Annotated in this window: 17 protein-coding genes; 10 read left to right on the forward strand and 7 right to left on the reverse strand. The window is 41.2% G+C overall.

Annotated elements, in window-relative coordinates; genetic code table 11:
- Positions 1–12 precede the first annotated feature (12 nt).
- Positions 13–1,365 (reverse strand): Gfo/Idh/MocA family protein, encoded by a 1,353-nt coding sequence (locus tag AABB81_RS10185; RefSeq protein WP_342160349.1) that lies wholly within the window; start codon positions 1,363–1,365, stop codon positions 13–15.
- 106 nt (positions 1,366–1,471) lie between these two features.
- Here AABB81_RS10185 and AABB81_RS10190 point away from each other — a divergent pair, with 106 nt between their 5' ends.
- Positions 1,472–2,866 carry a dipeptidase gene (locus tag AABB81_RS10190; protein ID WP_342160350.1) on the forward strand — a complete coding sequence of 465 codons (1,395 nt, stop codon included), beginning with the start codon at positions 1,472–1,474 and terminating at the stop codon, positions 2,864–2,866.
- A gap of 4 nt (positions 2,867–2,870) precedes the next feature.
- On the opposite strand, the gene AABB81_RS10195 is transcribed toward AABB81_RS10190, so the two are convergent.
- Complete coding sequence (locus AABB81_RS10195) at positions 2,871–3,452, reverse strand: PhnA domain-containing protein (protein WP_342160351.1); 582 nt, start codon at positions 3,450–3,452, stop codon at positions 2,871–2,873.
- A 179-nt stretch (positions 3,453–3,631) separates the two neighbouring features.
- Here AABB81_RS10195 and AABB81_RS10200 point away from each other — a divergent pair, with 179 nt between their 5' ends.
- The 8 genes from AABB81_RS10200 (at position 3,632) to AABB81_RS10235 (ending at position 12,368) form a co-directional block, all read left to right on the forward strand.
- The gene (locus AABB81_RS10200) at positions 3,632–4,735 is read left to right on the forward strand and encodes a DUF4407 domain-containing protein (RefSeq protein WP_342160352.1); all 1,104 of its coding nucleotides are present in this window, start codon (positions 3,632–3,634) and stop codon (positions 4,733–4,735) included.
- A gap of 35 nt (positions 4,736–4,770) precedes the next feature.
- Positions 4,771–5,271, forward strand: coding sequence for a GNAT family N-acetyltransferase (locus AABB81_RS10205; RefSeq protein ID WP_342160353.1), 501 nt, complete (start codon positions 4,771–4,773; stop codon positions 5,269–5,271).
- Positions 5,272–5,414: 143 nt separating this feature from the next.
- Entirely contained in the window at positions 5,415–6,401 is a 987-nt protein-coding gene (gene lhpI / locus AABB81_RS10210) for a bifunctional Delta(1)-pyrroline-2-carboxylate/Delta(1)-piperideine-2-carboxylate reductase (RefSeq protein ID WP_342160355.1), read from the forward strand.
- Entirely contained in the window at positions 6,401–7,462 is a 1,062-nt protein-coding gene (locus AABB81_RS10215; protein WP_342160357.1) for a proline racemase family protein, read from the forward strand. The genes lhpI and AABB81_RS10215 overlap by 1 nt, the downstream gene beginning before the upstream one ends.
- Before the next feature lies 1 nt (position 7,463).
- Positions 7,464–8,381 (forward strand): aldose 1-epimerase, encoded by a 918-nt coding sequence (locus AABB81_RS10220; protein WP_342160358.1) that lies wholly within the window; start codon positions 7,464–7,466, stop codon positions 8,379–8,381.
- A 12-nt stretch (positions 8,382–8,393) separates the two neighbouring features.
- The gene (locus AABB81_RS10225) at positions 8,394–11,429 is read left to right on the forward strand and encodes an aminotransferase class III-fold pyridoxal phosphate-dependent enzyme (protein WP_342160359.1); all 3,036 of its coding nucleotides are present in this window, start codon (positions 8,394–8,396) and stop codon (positions 11,427–11,429) included.
- A gap of 11 nt (positions 11,430–11,440) precedes the next feature.
- Complete coding sequence (locus tag AABB81_RS10230) at positions 11,441–11,866, forward strand: YybH family protein (protein WP_342160361.1); 426 nt, start codon at positions 11,441–11,443, stop codon at positions 11,864–11,866.
- Positions 11,867–11,903: 37 nt separating this feature from the next.
- A complete protein-coding gene (locus AABB81_RS10235) occupies positions 11,904–12,368 on the forward strand; it encodes a GNAT family N-acetyltransferase (protein ID WP_342160362.1) in 465 nt (154 codons plus the stop codon).
- 9 nt (positions 12,369–12,377) lie between these two features.
- Here the strand turns inward: AABB81_RS10235 and AABB81_RS10240 are convergent, their stop codons facing one another.
- The 5 genes from AABB81_RS10240 to AABB81_RS10260 all read right to left on the reverse strand — a co-directional run bounded on the left by AABB81_RS10240 (position 12,378) and on the right by AABB81_RS10260 (position 18,697).
- A complete protein-coding gene (locus tag AABB81_RS10240) occupies positions 12,378–13,667 on the reverse strand; it encodes an aminopeptidase P family protein (protein ID WP_342160363.1) in 1,290 nt (429 codons plus the stop codon).
- Positions 13,668–13,679: 12 nt separating this feature from the next.
- Positions 13,680–14,924, reverse strand: a complete 1,245-nt coding sequence (locus tag AABB81_RS10245; protein WP_342160364.1) for an NAD(P)/FAD-dependent oxidoreductase — start codon at positions 14,922–14,924, stop codon at positions 13,680–13,682.
- 18 nt (positions 14,925–14,942) lie between these two features.
- Complete coding sequence (locus AABB81_RS10250; protein WP_342160365.1) at positions 14,943–15,953, reverse strand: 4-hydroxyproline epimerase; 1,011 nt, start codon at positions 15,951–15,953, stop codon at positions 14,943–14,945.
- 95 nt (positions 15,954–16,048) lie between these two features.
- Positions 16,049–17,632, reverse strand: a complete 1,584-nt coding sequence (locus tag AABB81_RS10255; RefSeq protein WP_342160366.1) for an aldehyde dehydrogenase (NADP(+)) — start codon at positions 17,630–17,632, stop codon at positions 16,049–16,051.
- Between the two features lie 147 nt (positions 17,633–17,779).
- On the reverse strand, positions 17,780–18,697 hold the full coding sequence (locus tag AABB81_RS10260; protein ID WP_342160368.1) for a dihydrodipicolinate synthase family protein: 918 nt from the start codon (positions 18,695–18,697) through the stop codon (positions 17,780–17,782).
- Positions 18,698–18,832: 135 nt separating this feature from the next.
- Here AABB81_RS10260 and AABB81_RS10265 point away from each other — a divergent pair, with 135 nt between their 5' ends.
- The gene (locus AABB81_RS10265) at positions 18,833–19,672 is read left to right on the forward strand and encodes an AraC family transcriptional regulator (protein ID WP_342160369.1); all 840 of its coding nucleotides are present in this window, start codon (positions 18,833–18,835) and stop codon (positions 19,670–19,672) included.
- Positions 19,673–19,680 lie beyond the last annotated feature (8 nt).

Below are 19,680 nucleotides of genomic sequence, written 5' to 3' on the forward strand. Positions count from 1 at the left end.
TTGTTGCTCTTTTTAAAAAGTATCTTTGATCCAGTTATAGGGTTTTCTTTTTACCCATAGCCCACGCGTAAAATCAGGAAAATCCTGGGGTTCACCATTGTTCTCAATAGACAGTTCAGAGAGGGGTGTAACCGCACTCCAGGCTGCTGCATCATAAACGTCAAGCGGAGGTGCTATTTGTTGCTTCACAGATTCAACAAAGGCATGAATAACAAAGAAATCCATACCGTTATGTCCTGCCCCCGCGGCTTGTTCCCCATACTTTACCCAAAGCGGGTGCTCATATTTTTTTAACCACAGATCAGCATCGTCCCATTGATTAGGTTCGGATACTCCTTCAACATACATGCGGTTACCATCGACTTCCCATAGACCTTTGGCTCCCTGAGCTCTAAAACCCAGGGAATAAGGTCTGGGCAAGCTCGTATCATGTGTCACGATGATGGTCTCTCCCATGGCTGTTTCTATTGTACTGGTAATTATGTCGCCCATCTTAAAATTTAGTTTTGCATTAGGATGATCGGCGCCTCCGTTCTCAACAATATAGTTATGCAGGCCCCTGCTTTTTGTAGCGTGAGAAGTCATGGATAAAAACCTGTTTCCCCTGTTGATATTTGTCATGGCGGCAATCGGGCCAAGGCCATGAGTCGGATATACATCGGCATTTCGCAATAGTGAATGCTGCGTGCGCCATTTAGATTCAGAAATCCCCTTTTCACCAAATTCCACTCCCTTGCCATACGCTGATTTTCCATCATTGAGTTTTACAAAACGCAGGTCGTGCTGATAGCCGCATCTAAAGTGCATCATTTCTCCCAAAACATTTTGTCTCACCATGTTGAGTACGGCCAGGACATCCCTTCTGTAATTCACATTTTCCAGAATCATCAAATGCGTGCCCGTTTGTTCATGTGTATTCACAAGGTCCCAGCATTCTTCCATGGTATTGGCTGCAGACACTTCCAATCCTGTATACTTACCGGCTAGCATGGCGTCTTTGGCCATACGCGCGTGCCATAACCAAGGTGTTGCAATAATCACTGCATCCAATTCTTTAATCTCAAGAAGGTTTTTATAATCAAGTTCATCCTTTCCAAAAACCTCTGGTTTCTTCTTTCCGGCCTTATCCATTAGATCGAGGTTCAAAAAAATCCTTTCCTGATCAATGTCGCAAATAGCCATTATATGTACATCTTCCCTGAGGAGTAAATTATTAAGGTGATTAGTTCCCCTCAAACCAACTCCGATTATACCAATATTGATTTTATCATTTGCGGCAGGCTTACCAAAGATAAAATTGGGAACAACGGATACTGCGGCGCTTGCCAGCGCTGTTTTTTGGATAAAAGTTCTTCTAGTTTTCATTTACCTGTTTTTGCATGAAACATATTATTTTTTATTCTTTTGGACCATAAAAATAGGTCTTTTCTTTTGTCTATATTTGTTCGCATAAAAAATAGTACTCTCGCTTATGTCAGCAATAAAAACTTACATCGATCAAAATAAAAACAGATTTATTGAAGAGTTGATCTCTTTGTTAAAATTACCATCGGTAAGCGCCGACAAGGCATACCAGCAGGATGTGTTAAACACAGCCGACGCTGTTAAGAATTATCTGGATAAAGCCGGGTGCAAAAAAGTGGAAATCTGTGAAACGCCGGGCAATCCGATTGTTTATGGCGAACATATTATCGATGCGGGTTTGCCAACAATTCTTGTCTACGGCCATTATGATGTGCAACCGGCCGACCCCATTGACTTATGGGATTCCCCCCCTTTTGAACCTATTATCAAAAAGTCTGAATCGCATCCTGAAGGGGCCATTTACGCGAGAGGAGCTTGTGACGATAAAGGACAGATGTATATGCATGTAAAAGCCTTTGAGATCATGATGAGCCTGAAGACCCTCCCTTGTAACGTTAAATTCATGATTGAGGGAGAAGAAGAAATAGGTTCTGAAAGCCTGGAATGGTTTGTAAAAAGAAATCAGCAAAAACTGAGCAATGATGTAATCCTTATTTCTGATACAGGGATGATCAGCAATGAACAACCCTCAATCACTACAGGATTAAGAGGCCTGAGTTATGTTGAAGTAGAGGTCACCGGACCAAACAGAGACCTGCACTCAGGTCTTTACGGTGGTGCAGTTGCAAACCCGATCAACATCCTGACGAAGATGATTGCTTCTTTGCACGATGAAAATAACCATATCACCATTCCCGGTTTCTATGACAAAGTGATTGAGGCTTCGAAGGAAGAAAGACTAGAAATGGCCAAGGCTCCCTTTTCTTTGGAAGCTTATAAAAAAGCGCTGGATATAGAAGACGTATACGGGGAAGCCGGATACACAACCAATGAAAGAAACTCCATCAGGCCCACCCTGGATGTCAATGGAATCTGGGGAGGTTATACCGGTGAAGGTGCTAAAACAGTCATTGCCAGTAAAGCCTATGCTAAAATCTCCATGCGCCTGGTGCCCGACCAGGATCCGGATGAGATCACCCAATTATTCAAGAATCACTTCGAAAGTATCGCCCCAAAAGCAGTGAAAGTAAAGGTAACGCCTCATCATGGTGGCCATGCCTATGTAACCCCAATTGACAATATCGGGTACCAGGCTGCTAACAAAGCCTATACCGAAACTTTTGGTGTACCGGCAATTCCTCAAAGATCTGGTGGCAGTATCCCGATTGTGGCTCTTTTTGAAAAAGAATTAAAAAGTAAAACGATTTTGATGGGCTTTGGATTAGACAGTGACGCCATTCATTCTCCCAATGAACATTTTGGTGTTTTTAACTACTTAAAAGGAATTGAAACCATACCCCTGTTTTATACATATTTTACCGAAATGTATCTGAACCAATAATCGATTAAGATATCTTTTTTACATATTTGGTAATGATCACGATTTGAGTCGGGCCAACCTTGCCTTCAATATATTCGGCATTGTCTCTGTCAAGCGAAATCCTGCGTACTGCGGTTCCTTGTTTCGCAACCATGCTTGAACCTTTCACTTTCAAATCTTTGATCAATACCACCGAGTCTCCGGCTTGTAATACAACGCCGTTCACATCTCTGTGAACAATTTTATTTTCACTTTCTTCATCTTCACCGGTCGCTTTTGCCCATGCCAAATCTTCTTCATTGAGGTACATCATATCCAATAAATCCCGTGGCCAGCCTTCTGGTCTCAGACGCGTAAGCATCCGCCAAACAACTACCTGTACAGGAGCTACCTCACTCCACATACTATCATTTAAACAACGCCAATGGTTAACTTCTGTATTGTCGGGGTTTTCAATTTGATCAGCACAGGTATGGCAAATCAAAATACTGTCGTTTTCATCTGCTGTTGACGATGGTGGTACCTCATAAATGGTCAACTGTTCTTCTGAACTGCACAGTTCGCATTTTGAATGGCTTCGTTCCTGTAATTTCTTTAATAAACTCATCGGTGTGTTTTAAGACGGCAAAAGTACATATATTAAAAATGCTCGCAAGTTTTACGATCAAATCCCTGTTGTTTTTCAAAAGAATTGAAATTTTAACAAAACTTTATCATAACAAAGACAATAACTGAGCAACATATAGAGGGTAAATTTCGTTGTTTTAAACTAAACCCTCCTCTATTATGATAAAAGAATTCTTCTGGATGTGCTCCGGCGCAGACACAGACCTGCTTCAGGAAAGTCCAAAATCTGAACAAATTAAATATGCCGGTATTGGTGGTACCGTTTTTTTTACGGCAATCATGGCCTTGGTTTCGAGTGCTTATGCCTTATATACTGTATTTGACAATGTCTATATGGCGCTCCTTTTCGGATTGATCTGGGGCTTGCTGATATTTAATCTTGACCGTTTTATTGTTTCCACAATTAAAAAACGGGATAGCTTTTGGCAGGAACTGCTTCAGGCATCTCCTAGAATTGTATTGGCATTGATTATTGCCGTGGTTATATCCAAACCTCTTGAATTAAAAATATTCGAAAAAGAGATCGACCGCGTCTTACTGGAACAAAAAAACGAAATGACCTTGTTGAATCAGGATCAAATCGCAGAACAATTTACTCCTGAAATCGCTCGGGTTGAAGGGGAAATTAATCTCATTCAGCAAAATATAGCCGCAAAAGAAAAAGAGGTCAATGACCTGTATGACACCTATATAACTGAAGCGGAAGGTACCAAAGGCACAATGAAACTGGGAAAGGGCCCTGTTTATAAGGAAAAAAGAGAAAAACACGATGCCCAACTCAAAGAATTACAGCAACTTAAAGACAGCGGTGCGGTTAAGATCTCCGGAAAAGAAATCTTACTGGGTGATTTAAGGGAAAAACAAAAACTGCAAATCGCAAACAGTCAACCCATCATTGATGGATTTGATGGACTCATGGCCAGAATCAATGCCCTTGAAAAACTTCCGGCGCTTCCTTCTATGTTTATTCTGCTGCTCTTTATTGCTATTGAAACAGCTCCTGTGTTTGCTAAGGTTATGGCGCCTAAAGGGGCCTACGATTTAAAATTTGATGAACAGGAAGATGCATTAAAAGTATGGGTGACCCAGCAAAAAAATCAAAGAGCCGAGGTCTTGTCTACCGATACAACACTGAACGAAAAAGTGTATTACGATGTGGCCAAGGATGAAGAGATCTATGAATATAAAAAGCAAAAAGCCAAGGATCTTTTAAAGCTTCAGTCTGATACTTTCTATAAAAAACAACGCGATGTATTAGGCTAAATATTTAAGTTATATTTGATGTTTAAACGGCCCCTATGATTGTTTTAAGCACTGAGAGACTTCTTATCAAAAAAATCACGCCTGCCGATGCCCCTTTTCTTTTGGAATTGATGAATGACAAAGACTGGATCGAAAACATTGGCGATCGCGGCATTAAAACCATCGAACAGGCTCAGGTATACATTACCAACAGATTTCTAAAAAGTTACGAAGAAAAAGGATTTGGGTTTTATGGTATTGTATTAAAGGAAAGTTCAGAAATGATTGGTACAGCGGGCCTGGTTCACAGGGAAGGTTTAGATGCTGTAGATATCGGTTATGGCATGTTACCGGCCTTTAGAGGGAAAGGATATGCCTTCGAAGCCACCAAGGCCGTATTTGACTATGGATATAACGTCTTAAGACTGGATAAGATCGTTGCCATAGTAAACCCCAGTAACAAGTCATCCATCAAACTCCTGGAGAAACTGGGCCTTAGATATGAAAAAATGGTGCGTCTTCCGGATGAAGACAAAGACATTAAACTCTTCTCCTGAATATTTTTATATAAAACATAAAATCGGGGTCAGCAGATCATCTGACACTGGCCTTTTTGGGGCCGATTGATCGTATTTTTATCTAATTCTGTGCCTAAATAGGAATACTAACAACTAATAATTACTTTTATTAAAAAAATTAAATGGATCAATTTCCATACATCAACAGCGAATTCATGGAGTCAAATACTGACTTCAAGGAGTTAATCAACGCTTTGAAGAAGGGGTTTTCAAAAAAGACAGTTGAAACCCCTATGCGGCATCATCATGATTATCCCAATCCAGAGGAAGAAATTGATTCAACCCTGTTATTAATGCCCTCCTGGGAAGCCGGAAAAGACCTTGGGGTTAAGATTGTTTCGGTAAACCCACATAATGGAAAATTCAACTTACCTTCCATTCAGGGCACCTATATCTATATCGACGGTCACAAAGGAACAGTCCGGGCGATCCTGGATGCTAAGGCGCTAACAGCCAAAAGGACTGCAGCCGCTTCAGCACTGGCAGCTTCTTATCTTGCAAAATCAGATGCTTCAACGATGTTAATGCTCGGAACGGGGGCCCTTTCGGTAAACCTCATCAAAGCACATGCTTGCGTGAGGCCCATTAAAAAGGTCTTTGTCTGGGGGAGAAATTTTAAAAAAGCAAAACTGATCGCCGGACAATTTGAAGACCTGGCCATTGAAGTGATTCCCGTAGAGGATTACCTTCAGACACTCCCTGAAGCAGATATTATTTCGTGTGCCACCTTATCAAAAGAGCCACTTGTTCCTGGAAAACTACTAAGGCCGGGACAGCACCTGGACCTGGTGGGAGCCTATAAAAAAGATATGAGAGAAGCTGATGATGAAGCAGTAATCAGGTCTGTAATTTTTCTCGATACCTACCAGGGAGGTTTGAAGGAATCAGGAGATATTGTCATACCTATGAGGCTTGGAATTCTTCAGGAATCGGATGTCAAAGCCGATCTTTTTGAACTTTGTTCCGGGTCGAAAAAAGGAAGGGCATCAAACCAGGAAATTACTTTTTTCAAATCAGTTGGGCATGCCTCTGAAGATCTAATCGGGGCAAGGTATTTTTACGGACAGTGGGAGGCGATAAAACAATCAAATAATGAAAAAGTGAGCTAATGGGTACTTTTCAAAATATTCTATCTAAGAAGCAATTTGAGCCTGATCCGAATTGGCTTCAAATCAAAACCATTGACATGCATACTGGTGGCGAACCCCTAAGAGTTATAACCGAGGGCTTCCCCGAGCTCAAAGGTAGTTCAGTCCTGGAATACAGAAGGTATTGCAAAGAACATTATGATCATTTGAGGACTGCCTTGATGTTTGAACCCAGAGGACATGCCGATATGTATGGTTGCATACTGTGTCGGCCCAATGATGAGGAAGGAGATTTTGGCGTTATCTTCCTCCACAATGAAGGCTATTCAACCATGTGTGGTCATGCCATCATTGCCCTGACTACGCTTTGTGTCGAAATGAAATGGATTGAGGTCAAAGAGGGCGACAATATGGTTAAAATAGATGCACCCTGTGGCAGGATTACTTCCTTTGCTCATATTAAAAACGGGGTCCTCACCGGCGTAAGGTTTCATTGCGTCGCCAGTTTTGTAGTCGGGCTGGACCAGACGGTAAAGGTTCCCGAACTTGGAACTGTTACTTATGACCTGGCTTATGGCGGGGCATTCTATGCTTATGTTGATATGGATAAAAACAATTTCGATTTTGATTTGTCGAAAAATTCGTATCAGCAACTGATCCGTAAAGGAATGGATATCAAAAAAGCTGTTATGCAACAAGATCACAAGATCTTGCATCCTTTTGAAAATGACCTCAGTTTTTTATATGGAACCATTTTTACCAAAAAATCGGATAAAAGGTCCATTGACAGCAGAAATGTATGCGTTTTTGCCGATGGTGAAGTCGACAGGTGCCCCACAGGATCCGGAGTTTCGGGCAGAATGGCTATTCACAAAAAAAGGAATGAAATTGATTTTGGGGAAACAATGAGCATTGAAAGCATCACTGATTCAGTTTTTATTGGATCTGTTGTTGAAGAAGTTGATTTCGGTCCTTTTAAGGCAGTCATTCCTCAAGTTGAGGGGACGGCAAATATTACGGGAATGCATACCTTTGTGATTGACCCTAATGACCCCATGAAACATGGTTTTATACTAAGATAATATGATGTATTCAGTTGAGATCTCAGATTCAAATAATTTATTGGATCATATACACATCTATGATAAAACATTATCTGCAAGGATTTATCCCAACCTGGGAGGCAGTATTCAGCAACTTATTGTCAACAATGTAAAAATCATTGACGGTATCAGCAACGATCAAAAAGGACTTGAAGATTATGCAGCCAGCTATAAATCATCAGTGCTCTTTCCCTTTCCAAACAGGATAGAAGATGGTTCTTACCAATATCTGGGCACAAAGTATCAGTTAGCAGTAAATGAGCCATCGGTCAATAACGCAATTCACGGTGTGGTTTACAACAAAGCATTTGAAATCAGCTCAATTGAGTCAAAAGAGGATGTCTCCAAAACAGTGTTGACCTACAATTCCAATGGTTCAACTGCTGGTTTCCCTTTCTTTTTTGAATTAAAATTAACTTATGCTATAAGCGGTACAGGAAGCCTGAAACTTAAATTTGATATTTTGAATAAAGGAGATAAACCTTTTCCCTATGGCCTGGGATGGCACCCTTATTTTTTGGCCGACTCACTTAAGGATTGTATCCTGTCGTTTCCATCAAGGTATTTTTATAGCTGCAACAAAAGGAGCCTGCCTGTAAATAAGGCTACTTCGGAGCTTTCTGAATCGTTTAAAATAGGCGACAGCTCTTTTGACGATGCCTACTCGCTCAACCGTCCCGAATGCCGGTTTGAATCGAACAGCTACAGCCTGGCTTTGGCATTTGATTATCCCGAAGACACCTATTTACAGGTCTATACCCCTCCTCACCGGAAAAGTATTGCCCTGGAACCCATGACCTGTATTGCCAATAGTTTTAATAATCAAATCGGCTTAAAAGAACTGCTTCCGGGCAAGTCAGATTCCTGGACCATACATATGGACCTCAACGTTAAATAATGAATTGTCTTTATGCAAGAAAACAATTATAATAACCTCACTATTGAACCTTCCATTGCTGAAAAAATCCTGTTTGATACATACCGGATAAGAGGAAAGGCCAGTTTATTGCCTGGGGAATATGACCTGAATTATAAGATTCGCATTGATGAAACAGATCAATATGTTTTGAAAATATCAAGGCCCGATACAGATCGTGAAGCTCTTGATTTTCAGCAAAAACTTTTAACGCACCTGGAAGAAGGCCCTGAAAAAATCAAGGCACCCCTTGCAGTCAAGGATAAAGCGTCAAATTTGGTGTCGACATTTATCGACAGTTCAGGCCGCAAAAGACCCGTTCGTTTATTGAGCTGGATCCCTGGACGGATGTATCATGAAGTGCAACCCAAACGCGATAGCTTAAGGCTGAGCCTTGGCAGCATTTGCGGAAAACTTTGTAAAGCCCTTCAGGGGTTCGGGCATCCAAAAGCCCATAGAACCTTTGAATGGGATCTTGCATCTTCCTTATGGACCATTGAACATGTCGACCTTTTTTCTGAAAATGAAAAAAAAGTGGTCACTTATTTTCAGCAACGATTTTCAAAAGCCCAGGAAGGGTACAGGCTATTGCGAAAATCGGTCATTCACAATGATGCCAACGATCATAATTTAATTGTGAGCGCAGATCTAAAGGATCCTCTCGTTGTTGCGGTAATCGATTATGGCGACGCCATCTACTCACAAACCATCAATGACCTGGCAATTACCTGTGCCTATGGAATGATGGAACAAAACGATCCATTATCGGCTGCTCTTCCCATCGTAAGAGGCTATCATCAGGGTATGGAACTTTTAGAAAATGAATTAGCTTACCTCTATGACTGTATCGCTATGCGACTGGTTATTACAGTTACAAAATCGGCTCTAAATAAGATCAGGGAACCCAATAATAAATACCTTCAGGTAAGTGAAAATTCGGCCTGGAACCTTCTTCAAAAATGGAAAGACGTGAGTGCCGATTTTGCTCATTATGGTTTTAGGGATGCCTGCGGTTATACTGCCCATCCGAAGGAGGAATTATTCAGGTCATGGGTTTCAAAAGTAAACCCGGGTCTTGATCTGCTCTTTCCGAGCAGGAACTCTAAAGAATGCCTGTACCTTGACTTAAGTGTTTCAAGTAAATGGTTGGGGCATTTAAGTGAATTTGCGGATTTTGACCACTTTGAGTATAAAATTAATAGACTTCAAAAGAAACATCCCGGCAAGATCATTGGAGGGGGTTATCTGGAACCTAGGCTTGTTTACACTACGGCTGCGTATCAAAAAAATGGAAACGAAAGAACAGAGAACAGGACCGTTCACTTAGGATTGGATTTTTGGGTATCTGCCGGCACTCCGGTTCACGCTCCCTTAAAAGGTGAAGTTGTGGTGGCTGTAAACGATGCGGGTGAGAGAGAATATGGAGGACTGATTATTTTAAAACATCATCTGAAAAATTTCGCTTTTTTTAGTTTATACGGTCACCTTTCGGTAGCTAGTGCAACTGCCAAAAGCATTGGTGATATCGTGGAGGCAGGAGAACAGATTGCTGTTATTGGAGACTATCCTGAAAACGGAAACTGGCCGCCTCATCTGCATTTTGAATTGATGCTTTCTCTATTGGATTATACATCAGATTTTCCCGGGGTAGCCTATAAAAGTGAACTGAGTATTTGGAAGAGCATTTGTCCCGACCCTAATCTGCTTTTTAAGCTTGATGCCTTGCAGCAAAAAACTCCGGCAGATAATAAAACACTGGCAGACTATAGAAAAGCTCATCTGGGAAAAGGAATGAGTTTATCATATCAGGACCCTATTCAAATAGTAAGAGGCTCTGGCCCCTTTCTTATTGATCAATTCGGGGCACTTTATTTGGATACGGTAAACAACGTGGCTCATGTGGGCCACGAACATCCTCATGTGGTAAAAGCCGGGCAGGAACAGATGGCTTTGCTCAATACAAATACGAGGTATTTACACGAAAACATCAATTTGTTAGCTAAAGAATTACTCGAAACGTTGCCACCTGAATTAGCAGTGGTACATGTTGTAAATTCAGGAAGCGAGGCCAATGAACTTGCTTTGCGCATGGCAAAGGTTGTTACTGGGAATAAAGATATCCTGGCCTCCGAAATGGGCTATCATGGCAACACAAATGCCTGTATAGAGATCAGTTCGTATAAATTTGATGGTAAAGGCGGTGAAGGATGCCCTGAGCATACGCATATATTTCCTTTACCTGATAGTTTTAGGGGCCTTTACAGAGGAGCAGACACCGGAGAAGCTTATGCAAAAGAAGTTAAAAAGAAAATTTCAGAACTTCAAAAAACGGGAAGAGCACCTGCTGCATTTATTATAGAACCTATTATCAGCTGCGGGGGACAAATTGAATTACCATCCGGGTTTCTTTCAAGAGCCTATAATGATACGCGAAGTGCAGGAGGTTTGTGCATTTCTGATGAAGTTCAGGTAGGATGTGGAAGAATGGGTTCAACTTTTTGGGGTTTTCAATTACATGACGTCATTCCTGATATAGTGACCATAGGAAAACCTTTGGGCAACGGACATCCTGTTGCGGCAGTAGTTTGTACAAGGGAGGTTGCTGATAAATTTGCCAACGGCATGGAATATTTTAATACTTTTGGAGGAAACCCCGTTTCCTGTGCAATTGCGACAGAAGTTTTAAAAACTGTAAAAAGAGAAGGTTTACAAGCCAATGCTTTAGCAGTAGGAGATTATCTTAAGAGCGGGCTAAAAGAATTAGCGAAGACATCCTCCATTCTGAAAGATATTAGGGGCCAGGGCCTGTTTTTGGGTATAGAATTAACCGATGATCAACTAAAACCTCTGCCTGAAGAAACTAAATATCTCTCTAACCGTATGAAGGATAAGGGTATTCTTATGAGTATTGACGGCCCGGATCACAATGTTCTTAAGATCAAACCTCCTTTGGTATTTTCAAAAGAAAACGCCATGCAGCTGTTAGGAACCCTAAGTGAAGTACTCAAGGAAGATTATTTAAAAACTTAAAATATAATATCATGAAAAATGCTTTGTTAGTAGCAAGTCTGCTTCTTTTTACCTCTTTTACAACCACCATTGTGGATGATGAAACAGCCATTAGAAAGGTTTTGGAAGATCAACGACAGGCTTGGAACAATTACGATTTAGAAGGTTTTATGCAAGGCTATTGGAACTCGGAGGAACTTAAATTTTACGGAAGTAACGGTGTCACCTATGGTTGGAAAAATACACTTGAACGATATAAAGCTGCCTATCCTTCGAAAGCACATACGGGAACATTAAAATTCGTGCTCAACGATATCTCGAAAATTAACAAAGGATCTTACTATGTTATGGGAGAATACCACCTTGAAAGGTCGGTGGGAAATGCAGACGGAATCTTTATGATCATTCTTAAAAAGATTGACGGAGAATGGAAGATTATTGCAGATACGTCTTGTTAAGCTTTACTTTGAACTAGAAAATTTAAATCCTTTATTCATGTATTTCATCAGAAAGGCAACTTTAAGTGATCTCAGCAAACTTCTGGAATTTGAAAAGGCCCTGATCAATGTTGAACGTCCCATGGACTTGACGATTCGGGAGGGTGACATTTCTTATTACGATATCAGTGCTTTTATAGTGGCAGATGATACCGAGTTAATTGTGGCCACTCATAAAAATGAAATTGTGGCCTCAGGTTATGCGAGAATAAAAGATGACCGTCATTATTTAAAACATAAAAAGCAGGGCTATCTTGGATTTATGTATGTAGCAGAGGCCCACAGAGGAAAAGGGCTTAACAAACGAATCATCGATGCTTTGATACAATGGTGCAAAGACAAAGGTGTCTTTGAGATTCGACTTGACGTGTATCAGGAAAACCCAAAGGCCATCAAAGCCTATGAAAAGGCCGGATTTAAGAAACACATGATAACCATGCGGCTGGATGCCGGCAAAAGTTAAGGCTGCTGCTTATTTCATTAACGCTTCAATCTCTTCTATCTCAATGGGCATTTTGGCCGTAAGATTAATCGCCCCGTTTTCTGTTATCAAATAATCGTTTTCAAGCCGGCAGCCTATACCTTCTTCAGGTATATAGATACCAGGTTCGCAGGTGAGCACCATGCCAGCTTCGAAGGGTCTGGAATACAGGCCCACATCGTGAACATCAAGGCCGATATGATGCGCCGTGCCATGCATAAAATACTTTTTATACAAAGGTTTTTCAGGATCCTGAACCGCTATGTCAGAAGTTTTAAGTAAGCCCAGATTGACTAATTCATGCTCAATTAGCTTGGCCATCTGCTCCTCATAGTCAGCAGAAAGTATACCCGGCTTCAAAAGCCGGGATCCCAGTTGTAAACAGTTCAACACGGCTCGATAGACCTCTTTTTGTCTTTTTGTAAACTTGCCGTTTACCGGAAAACACCTTGTGGTATCTGAATTGTAGTTCCCATAACATACCCCAAAATCCATCAGGATCATTTCGCCATCGGCACAAGTTCCGTCATTGCTGTTATAATGCAATGCACAGGCATTGCCACCACAGGCAACAATTGGTTTGAAGGCGTGTCTGACCGCTCCCCTTTTTAAAAATATATAACTCAGTTCAGCCTCCAACTCATATTCCATCATACCCGGTTTTACCGAGCTCAACACTTTTTCAAATCCCTGAATACTGATATCCGCCGCTTTTTGGATCATGGCAATCTCTTCCGGTCCTTTGATCTGCCTCAGTGTTCTTGTTATTTTGGCTGCCCTGTGGTACTCGTGAAGAGGATATTTTATTTTGCACCATTTAATTAACCTGTCTTGCCTGGTTTCCAAATCTTTGGTCGATCTCTTGATATGCTCATTATGACCCAGATAAAAACCATCTGCTTCAAACGCGATGAGCTGTAGTATTTTTTCAAAATCTTCCTCCCATTCTACCCTTTTTATACCTGAGATCTTTGAAGCATCTGCTTTGGTCAATTTATCCCCTTCCCAGATCCTTATGTCTTCATCGGTTTTTTTTATAAACAGAATCTCACGATTCTCTTCTTTATAGGCATCGGGGTACATCAGTAAAATGGATTCCTCCTGATCAATACCCGACAAATAGAAGAGATCATTATTCTGGGCAAAACCCATGCTGTCATCGGCATTGGTAGGTTGTATATCGTTGGAACAAAGCAGGCCAATGGTATTGCCATCCATGGCAGCGGTAAAATTACGACGGTTAGAAACGAATAGATTGCTGGAAATGGATGAATATCTCATGGATAAGGAAATTTAAAATGTTCTGTCAGGGCTAAAAGGATAAAGGTCAAGAGAAGTTTTTTTGTTTGAAATGATCTCCGAAACCAACCTTCCCGTTCCGGTTGCCATTGTCCAGCCCATCATGGCATGACCTGTCGCTATGGTAAGATTTGAGCATTTCTTCGTCCTGCCTATATAGGGTAATCCGTCAGGTGATAAGGGCCTTAAGCCTGAAGAGGCGTTCTTCATTTCATCTTCAGTAATCGATACTTGTTGATAGTAGCCATGAGCAGCTTTAGCAATGGCCCTCACCCTTACAGGGTTCACCTCATTATTGATGCTGTTGATTTCCATGGTACCGGCAAACCTTGTAAATCCGTTCATGGGAGTTACAGCCGCCTTGGCTTCAACAAGAATCGCCGGAAGTGTAATCTTGGTCTCTCGCTCCACATTGATCCTATACCCCTTACCCGCCTGAAGTAAAAGTCTCATGCCAAGTTTTTTAGCTACAAGCCCTGTCCACGAACCTGCAGCCAGTATGTATTCATCTGCCATATAACTACCCTGACCGGTCATTATTTTCGTTATTGAGCCCTCTTTTATTTCCAAATCAAGAACCTCTTCATTGCTCTTTATGGCAACTCCTTTAGCCAGAAGATGGGTTTTCATTTGTTTCATGAATTCATGTGGGGTGGTATGGGAATCACAGGAATAAAAAGTAGCTCCAATCACATCGTCACTTACTGCCGGCTCCAGAACTCTTAGCTCATCTTTATCAAGAACTTGTGACTGAAGGTCAACCTCCCTGGCCAATTGTGCTATTTTGATCTCCTCTTCAAGCATTTTTTGGGTTTTACAGAGCATCAATAATCCTTTCTTTTCAAAATGAAAATCCATACCGGCTTCTTTTTCGATGTCTTCATATAACTCATGACTAAAAACAGCAATATCTCTGATTACAGGGATGGACCTTTTGACATGTTCCTTCGTACAACTTTTATTAAAAGCCCAGGCCCATCGCAGGAAATCATTATCCAATCTTGGTTTTACATAAAAAGGGCTTGCCGGGTCGAACATCCATTGTATGCCCTTCTTGACAACCCCGGGAGCGGACAAGGGTACGATATGACTGGGAGAAATATATCCTGCATTCACATATGATGCCCCTTCATCCATATTCGATTGGTCGATAACGATTACCTGATGTCCTTCTTTTTGAAGGTAATAAGCAGTGCACAAACCGATAATGCCTCCGCCTATGACAATACATTTTTTCATGATTCCATGGTTACATTTTTACAATACCTGAAACCCATACGCATATGGATCATCTTCTTCATCTATAATAAGGGTATTATATCCGGTTACTTTGGCCCAGCCCTGTATACTGGGTACTATGGCCGGGATACCTTTGATATTTGTTTCTTCTTCTACCTTGCCAATAAAAGTTGAACCAATATAGCTTTCGTGTATAAAGGCTTCTCCTTTTTTGATTTTTCCCTTGGCATGCAGCTGGGCAAGCCTTGCTGAAGTTCCCGTGCCACATGGTGATCTGTCTATAGCTTTATCTCCGTAAAAAACGGCGTTTCTCCCCGATGATTTTGGATCCAAAGGCTTACCTGTCCAAAGCATATGGCTTGCCCCGCTTATTGAATCATTTTCAGGATGTACAAAAAAATCAGGATATTTTTCATTGATCCGCTTTCTCACAACTTGCGAATATTTAATAATCTCCCCAGCGGTAAATTCTTCCAAGCCCCTGTAATTATTTTGAGGATCAACAATGGCATAAAAATTTCCTCCATAAGCCACGTCAAAGACCAACTCCCCCAGATCAGGACAATCTACGGTAAGCCCTTCGGCTGCCAGATAACTTTTTACATTTTTTAACCTCACCCATAACACCTTGCCATCCCTTTCCTTATAATCGATCTCAACCAATCCGGCAGGTGCTTCCATTTTAATTTTTCCCGGTGCCTTTGGGTTGATCAGTCCTTCCTGAATCCCAAAAGTGATGGTACCAATGGTCCCATGTCCGCACATAGGAAGACAGCCGGAGGTTTCAACAAACAAAATGGAAAAATCATTGTCAGGATCATGCGGCTCGTAAATAATACTTCCGCTCATCATATCATGACCTCGCGGTTCGTACATCAATCCTCTTCTGATCCAATCGTATTGCCTCATAAAATGAAGCCTTTTTTCGTTCATATCCTTCCCCACAAGATCAGGTCCTCCGCTTGTAATAAGCCTGACCGGATTACCACACGTATGTCCGTCAATACATTTAAAAATACTCAGTGCCATCTTTATATATCGTCCCTATATTGATTGATTCCATTTTACCAATTCGGCAGGGTCATCATTTTTACCCAAAAACAAGTTGTTTTATGTTTATAAAACTAGAGGGCCTCAGTACTTAGCTGGTTATTGACCAATCTGATGATTCCCAATGGATTTTCATTTTTCAAGGCGTCAGGTAACAAATTATTCGGCCAGTCCTGATAACTAAAAGGCCTTACCCATCTCTTGATCGAATCGATCCCAACTGCAGTAAACCTGCTATCGGTTGAAGCCGGGTATGGGCCTCCATGAACCATAGAAGGGCAAACCTCAACTCCGGTAGGAACCCCATTAAAGATGATCCTTCCCACCCTGTTCCTAAGGGCATCAACTACACCCGAAAACGTATTCACTTCATTTCCTTCTGCAATTAGTGTTCCTGTTAACTGTCCTTCCAATTTTAAAATAATAGCTTCAAGCTGCTCTTTGTCCTTACATTGAACAACCATGGTAAATGGGCCAAATACCTCCTGATGCAAAGCCGGATTCTGTAAAAATGTAGTTCCTTCAACCGTAGTTACGGCTTGTCGCGCAACGTTATGACCTATTGCCTGCTCATACTCAGTAACCAATTTTAAACCTGGTTGTGATAAGGCCTTTTTCTTATTCGCCTCATAATTTCCGATGATATTAGGGTGCAACATACAACCGGGTTCTATCAAAACGATCTCTTCTGAAAGTCTTGAAATAAACTGGTCAAGAGCATCTCCTTTGATTCCGAACAGAAGTCCCGGATTGGTGCAAAACTGACCGGTTCCCAAAGTAACCGAACCTGCATATGTTTTAGCTAATGAATCTCCTCTTTTCATCAATGCTTCAGGCAGAAACACAACGGGATTTACACTTCCCATTTCGGCAAATACCGGAATGGGTTCCTCCCTTTTCGCCGCCAGATCATATAAGGCCCTTCCTCCTCTGATACTTCCTGTAAAACCTACGGCCTTCACCTGAGGATGCTGCACAAGCTGAACGCCAACTTCTATACCACTGCTGTTAAGGTTAGAGAAAACGCCTTGTGGCATACCTGTTTTTCTGGCTGCCTTAATGATTGCTGAGGCCACTAATTCACCGGTACCTGCATGCATGGGGTGCGATTTTACAATTACCGGGCAACCTGCAGCCAAAGCCGCAGCCGTATCGCCTCCTGCAGTAGAATATGCCAAAGGAAAATTGCTCGCTCCAAAAACCACGACCGGTCCAAGGGCGGTCATCATTTTTCTGATATCGGGTTTTGGTATGGGTGCCCGATCCGGAAGGGCGGTATCTATGTGCGCTTCTACCCAATCTCCTTTTTTTATGAGTTCGGCAAAGCTTCTTAACTGGAATACCGTTCGACCTCTTTCACCCATGGCTCTCCCGGCCGGTAAACCGGATTCTGCACAATACATATCAATCAAATCATCTCCCAAAGACTCAATTTCATCCGCTATTGCGTTTAAAAACTCGCTTTTCCGCTCTCCTGAAAAATCCTGATAGTATAAAAAAGCCTCCCAGGCCAGGTCAACTGCCTCCTTGATTTCTTGAGTTGAAGCTTCGTAAAAAGTTTGTTCGTTCTCTTTATTGCTAATTGGGTTAAACGTTTTAAAAATTTTACTTCCGAGGGAGCTTGTCCGGCTTCCTATATAATTCTTTCCTGTAATCATCTAAATTTAATTTTTTTAATGAGCTTCTGTATATACCAAATGAATTTCCCGTTTTTTTTTAAACAGGATGCTTATGAAAAAGGCCGGTAACTGACTTACGAACGCGCCAAAATAAACCGGGCTCTTGTAAAGCGAATTCACAGGCTCCTATAAATTTTTATAATCCGGCAACAATGGCCTGTTTTTTATGGCCTGATCAATAATACCCAACACCTTTTTACGCTCTTCCCCGGCCAAAGGCAATCTGGGTTCCCTAACATTTTCAGTTCCGATTCTTGTCGCTACTTCAGCCAATTTGATATTCTGTACTAATTTAGTGTTTATATCCAATTCCAACAACGGTAAAAACCATCGATAAATATCAATCGCTTCCTTGATTTTTCCTGCTTTAGACAACTCATAAATAGCAACTGTTTCAGCCGGAAATGCACATACCAAACCTGCTACCCACCCGTCGGCTCCTATTAACAGGCTTTCGAGAGCCAAAGTATCCACGCCGCACAATATGGCAAGACGGTCACCAAATCTGTTTCTTATCCGGTTGATATTCGAAATATCTCGTGTAGATTCCTTCACGGCCTGAATATTGGGACAGTCATTTAGCAACTCTTCAAACATATCCAGCGTTACTTCAATGCCATAATCAACAGGATTGTTATAGATCATGATTGGCAGTGGCGTACTTTGTGCCACTTTCCTGAAATAGGTTACCGTTTCCCTGTCATCGGCTTTATAGCGCATAGGAGGTAACATCATCAGGCCACTTGCTCCGTCTTCCTCAGCCATACGGGCCAAGTCAATGGCTGCTTTTGTAGATTGCTCCGCAATGTTTATGATTACGGGAACCGCTCCTTTTACAAAGGATACAGTTTCCCTGACAAGCGTCCTTTTTTCTAATTCTGATAAGGTACTTGCTTCTCCTAAGGTGCCTCCGAGAATGATACCGTGCACACCTGCATCCAGTTGCGCCTGAATATTTACTTTAAACGCCTCCAGATCCAATTCATCCTGGTCGTTAAATTTAGTGGTTACGGCAGGCATAACCCCTTTCCATTGTACTGTCATAATTATGTTTGTTTTTATGCAAAATTATAAGAAGAATCACTTATGCTGTTCATATAAATTAGCTATTTATAGTACTATATTAACTCAATTTATGAATAATTATATATTTTTGATTAATATTTATCTAAGTTACTTATGAAAGTACTTCCTTTTAAAATTCCGAAGCCCGAAAATGCCACTCTTGTTGTACAGGAAGATCTGGTGCCGAAGCTCTATGACAAACTACATCAGCATCAGGAAATTCAGATCAGCCTGATCAAAAAAGGAGAGGGAAGTTTTATCATTGGAGATTGTGTTGGTGAATTCAAAGAGGGAGAAATTTTTATTATTGGAGAGAACCTGCCGCATGTTTTTCGAAACGACCCTTTGGAAGGACCTGTTCATATGGTTTCATTGTTTTTTATGAAATCCACTTATGGGGATCAATTTTTTAACCTGCCTGAATTCAAAGGTATTCAGCATGTTTTTGAATCTTCTTCATCAGGTATAAGACTTGAGGGACATCAAAAAAAATTAATCCATTTGATAGAAATGCTTTCAGGGCAATCAAAACTTCATAGGTTTATTTCATTTTTGGAGATATTGGATACAATCTCAAAAGAGGACTGTACAAACTTATCGTCTGCTATTTACACAAAATCTTATGGAGAAGAAGAAGGAAAAAGAATGAGGGATATCTTCGAATTCACCCTGAATCATTTTGACAGTAACGTCAGCCTGGGTCAAGTGGCAGGTGTCGCCAATATGTCACCCAATGCTTTTTGTCGTTATTTTAAGCAACGAACAAACAAAACCTATATCAATTTCCTGCTGGATATCAGGGTTGGTCATGCCTGCAAATTACTTTCAAAAAAAACAGACCTGAGCATTGCCGAGATCTCCTTTAAATCAGGATTTAACAACCTGACAAATTTTAATCGAAAATTTAAATCCATAAAAGGGATGACTCCTTCTGAGTTTAGAAACAAATCTTAAATAATATT

The sequence above is a fragment of the Lutimonas vermicola genome (genome assembly GCF_038433205.1).
GTDB lineage: Bacteria > Bacteroidota > Bacteroidia > Flavobacteriales > Flavobacteriaceae > Lutimonas > Lutimonas vermicola.

Excerpts from the sequence above, each read along its gene's own strand:
- AABB81_RS10185 (WP_342160349.1), bottom strand. The coding sequence starts at position 1,365 with ATGAAAACTAGAAGAACTTTTATCCAAAAAACAGCGCTGGCAAGCGCC.
- AABB81_RS10190 (WP_342160350.1), top strand. The coding sequence starts at position 1,472 with ATGTCAGCAATAAAAACTTACATCGATCAAAATAAAAACAGATTTATT.
- AABB81_RS10195 (WP_342160351.1), bottom strand. The coding sequence starts at position 3,452 with ATGAGTTTATTAAAGAAATTACAGGAACGAAGCCATTCAAAATGCGAA.
- AABB81_RS10200 (WP_342160352.1), top strand. The coding sequence starts at position 3,632 with ATGATAAAAGAATTCTTCTGGATGTGCTCCGGCGCAGACACAGACCTG.
- AABB81_RS10205 (WP_342160353.1), top strand. The coding sequence starts at position 4,771 with ATGATTGTTTTAAGCACTGAGAGACTTCTTATCAAAAAAATCACGCCT.
- lhpI (WP_342160355.1), top strand. The coding sequence starts at position 5,415 with ATGGATCAATTTCCATACATCAACAGCGAATTCATGGAGTCAAATACT.
- AABB81_RS10215 (WP_342160357.1), top strand. The coding sequence starts at position 6,401 with ATGGGTACTTTTCAAAATATTCTATCTAAGAAGCAATTTGAGCCTGAT.
- AABB81_RS10220 (WP_342160358.1), top strand. The coding sequence starts at position 7,464 with ATGATGTATTCAGTTGAGATCTCAGATTCAAATAATTTATTGGATCAT.
- AABB81_RS10225 (WP_342160359.1), top strand. The coding sequence starts at position 8,394 with ATGCAAGAAAACAATTATAATAACCTCACTATTGAACCTTCCATTGCT.
- AABB81_RS10230 (WP_342160361.1), top strand. The coding sequence starts at position 11,441 with ATGAAAAATGCTTTGTTAGTAGCAAGTCTGCTTCTTTTTACCTCTTTT.
- AABB81_RS10235 (WP_342160362.1), top strand. The coding sequence starts at position 11,904 with ATGTATTTCATCAGAAAGGCAACTTTAAGTGATCTCAGCAAACTTCTG.
- AABB81_RS10240 (WP_342160363.1), bottom strand. The coding sequence starts at position 13,667 with ATGAGATATTCATCCATTTCCAGCAATCTATTCGTTTCTAACCGTCGT.
- AABB81_RS10245 (WP_342160364.1), bottom strand. The coding sequence starts at position 14,924 with ATGAAAAAATGTATTGTCATAGGCGGAGGCATTATCGGTTTGTGCACT.
- AABB81_RS10250 (WP_342160365.1), bottom strand. The coding sequence starts at position 15,953 with ATGGCACTGAGTATTTTTAAATGTATTGACGGACATACGTGTGGTAAT.
- AABB81_RS10255 (WP_342160366.1), bottom strand. The coding sequence starts at position 17,632 with ATGATTACAGGAAAGAATTATATAGGAAGCCGGACAAGCTCCCTCGGA.
- AABB81_RS10260 (WP_342160368.1), bottom strand. The coding sequence starts at position 18,697 with ATGACAGTACAATGGAAAGGGGTTATGCCTGCCGTAACCACTAAATTT.
- AABB81_RS10265 (WP_342160369.1), top strand. The coding sequence starts at position 18,833 with ATGAAAGTACTTCCTTTTAAAATTCCGAAGCCCGAAAATGCCACTCTT.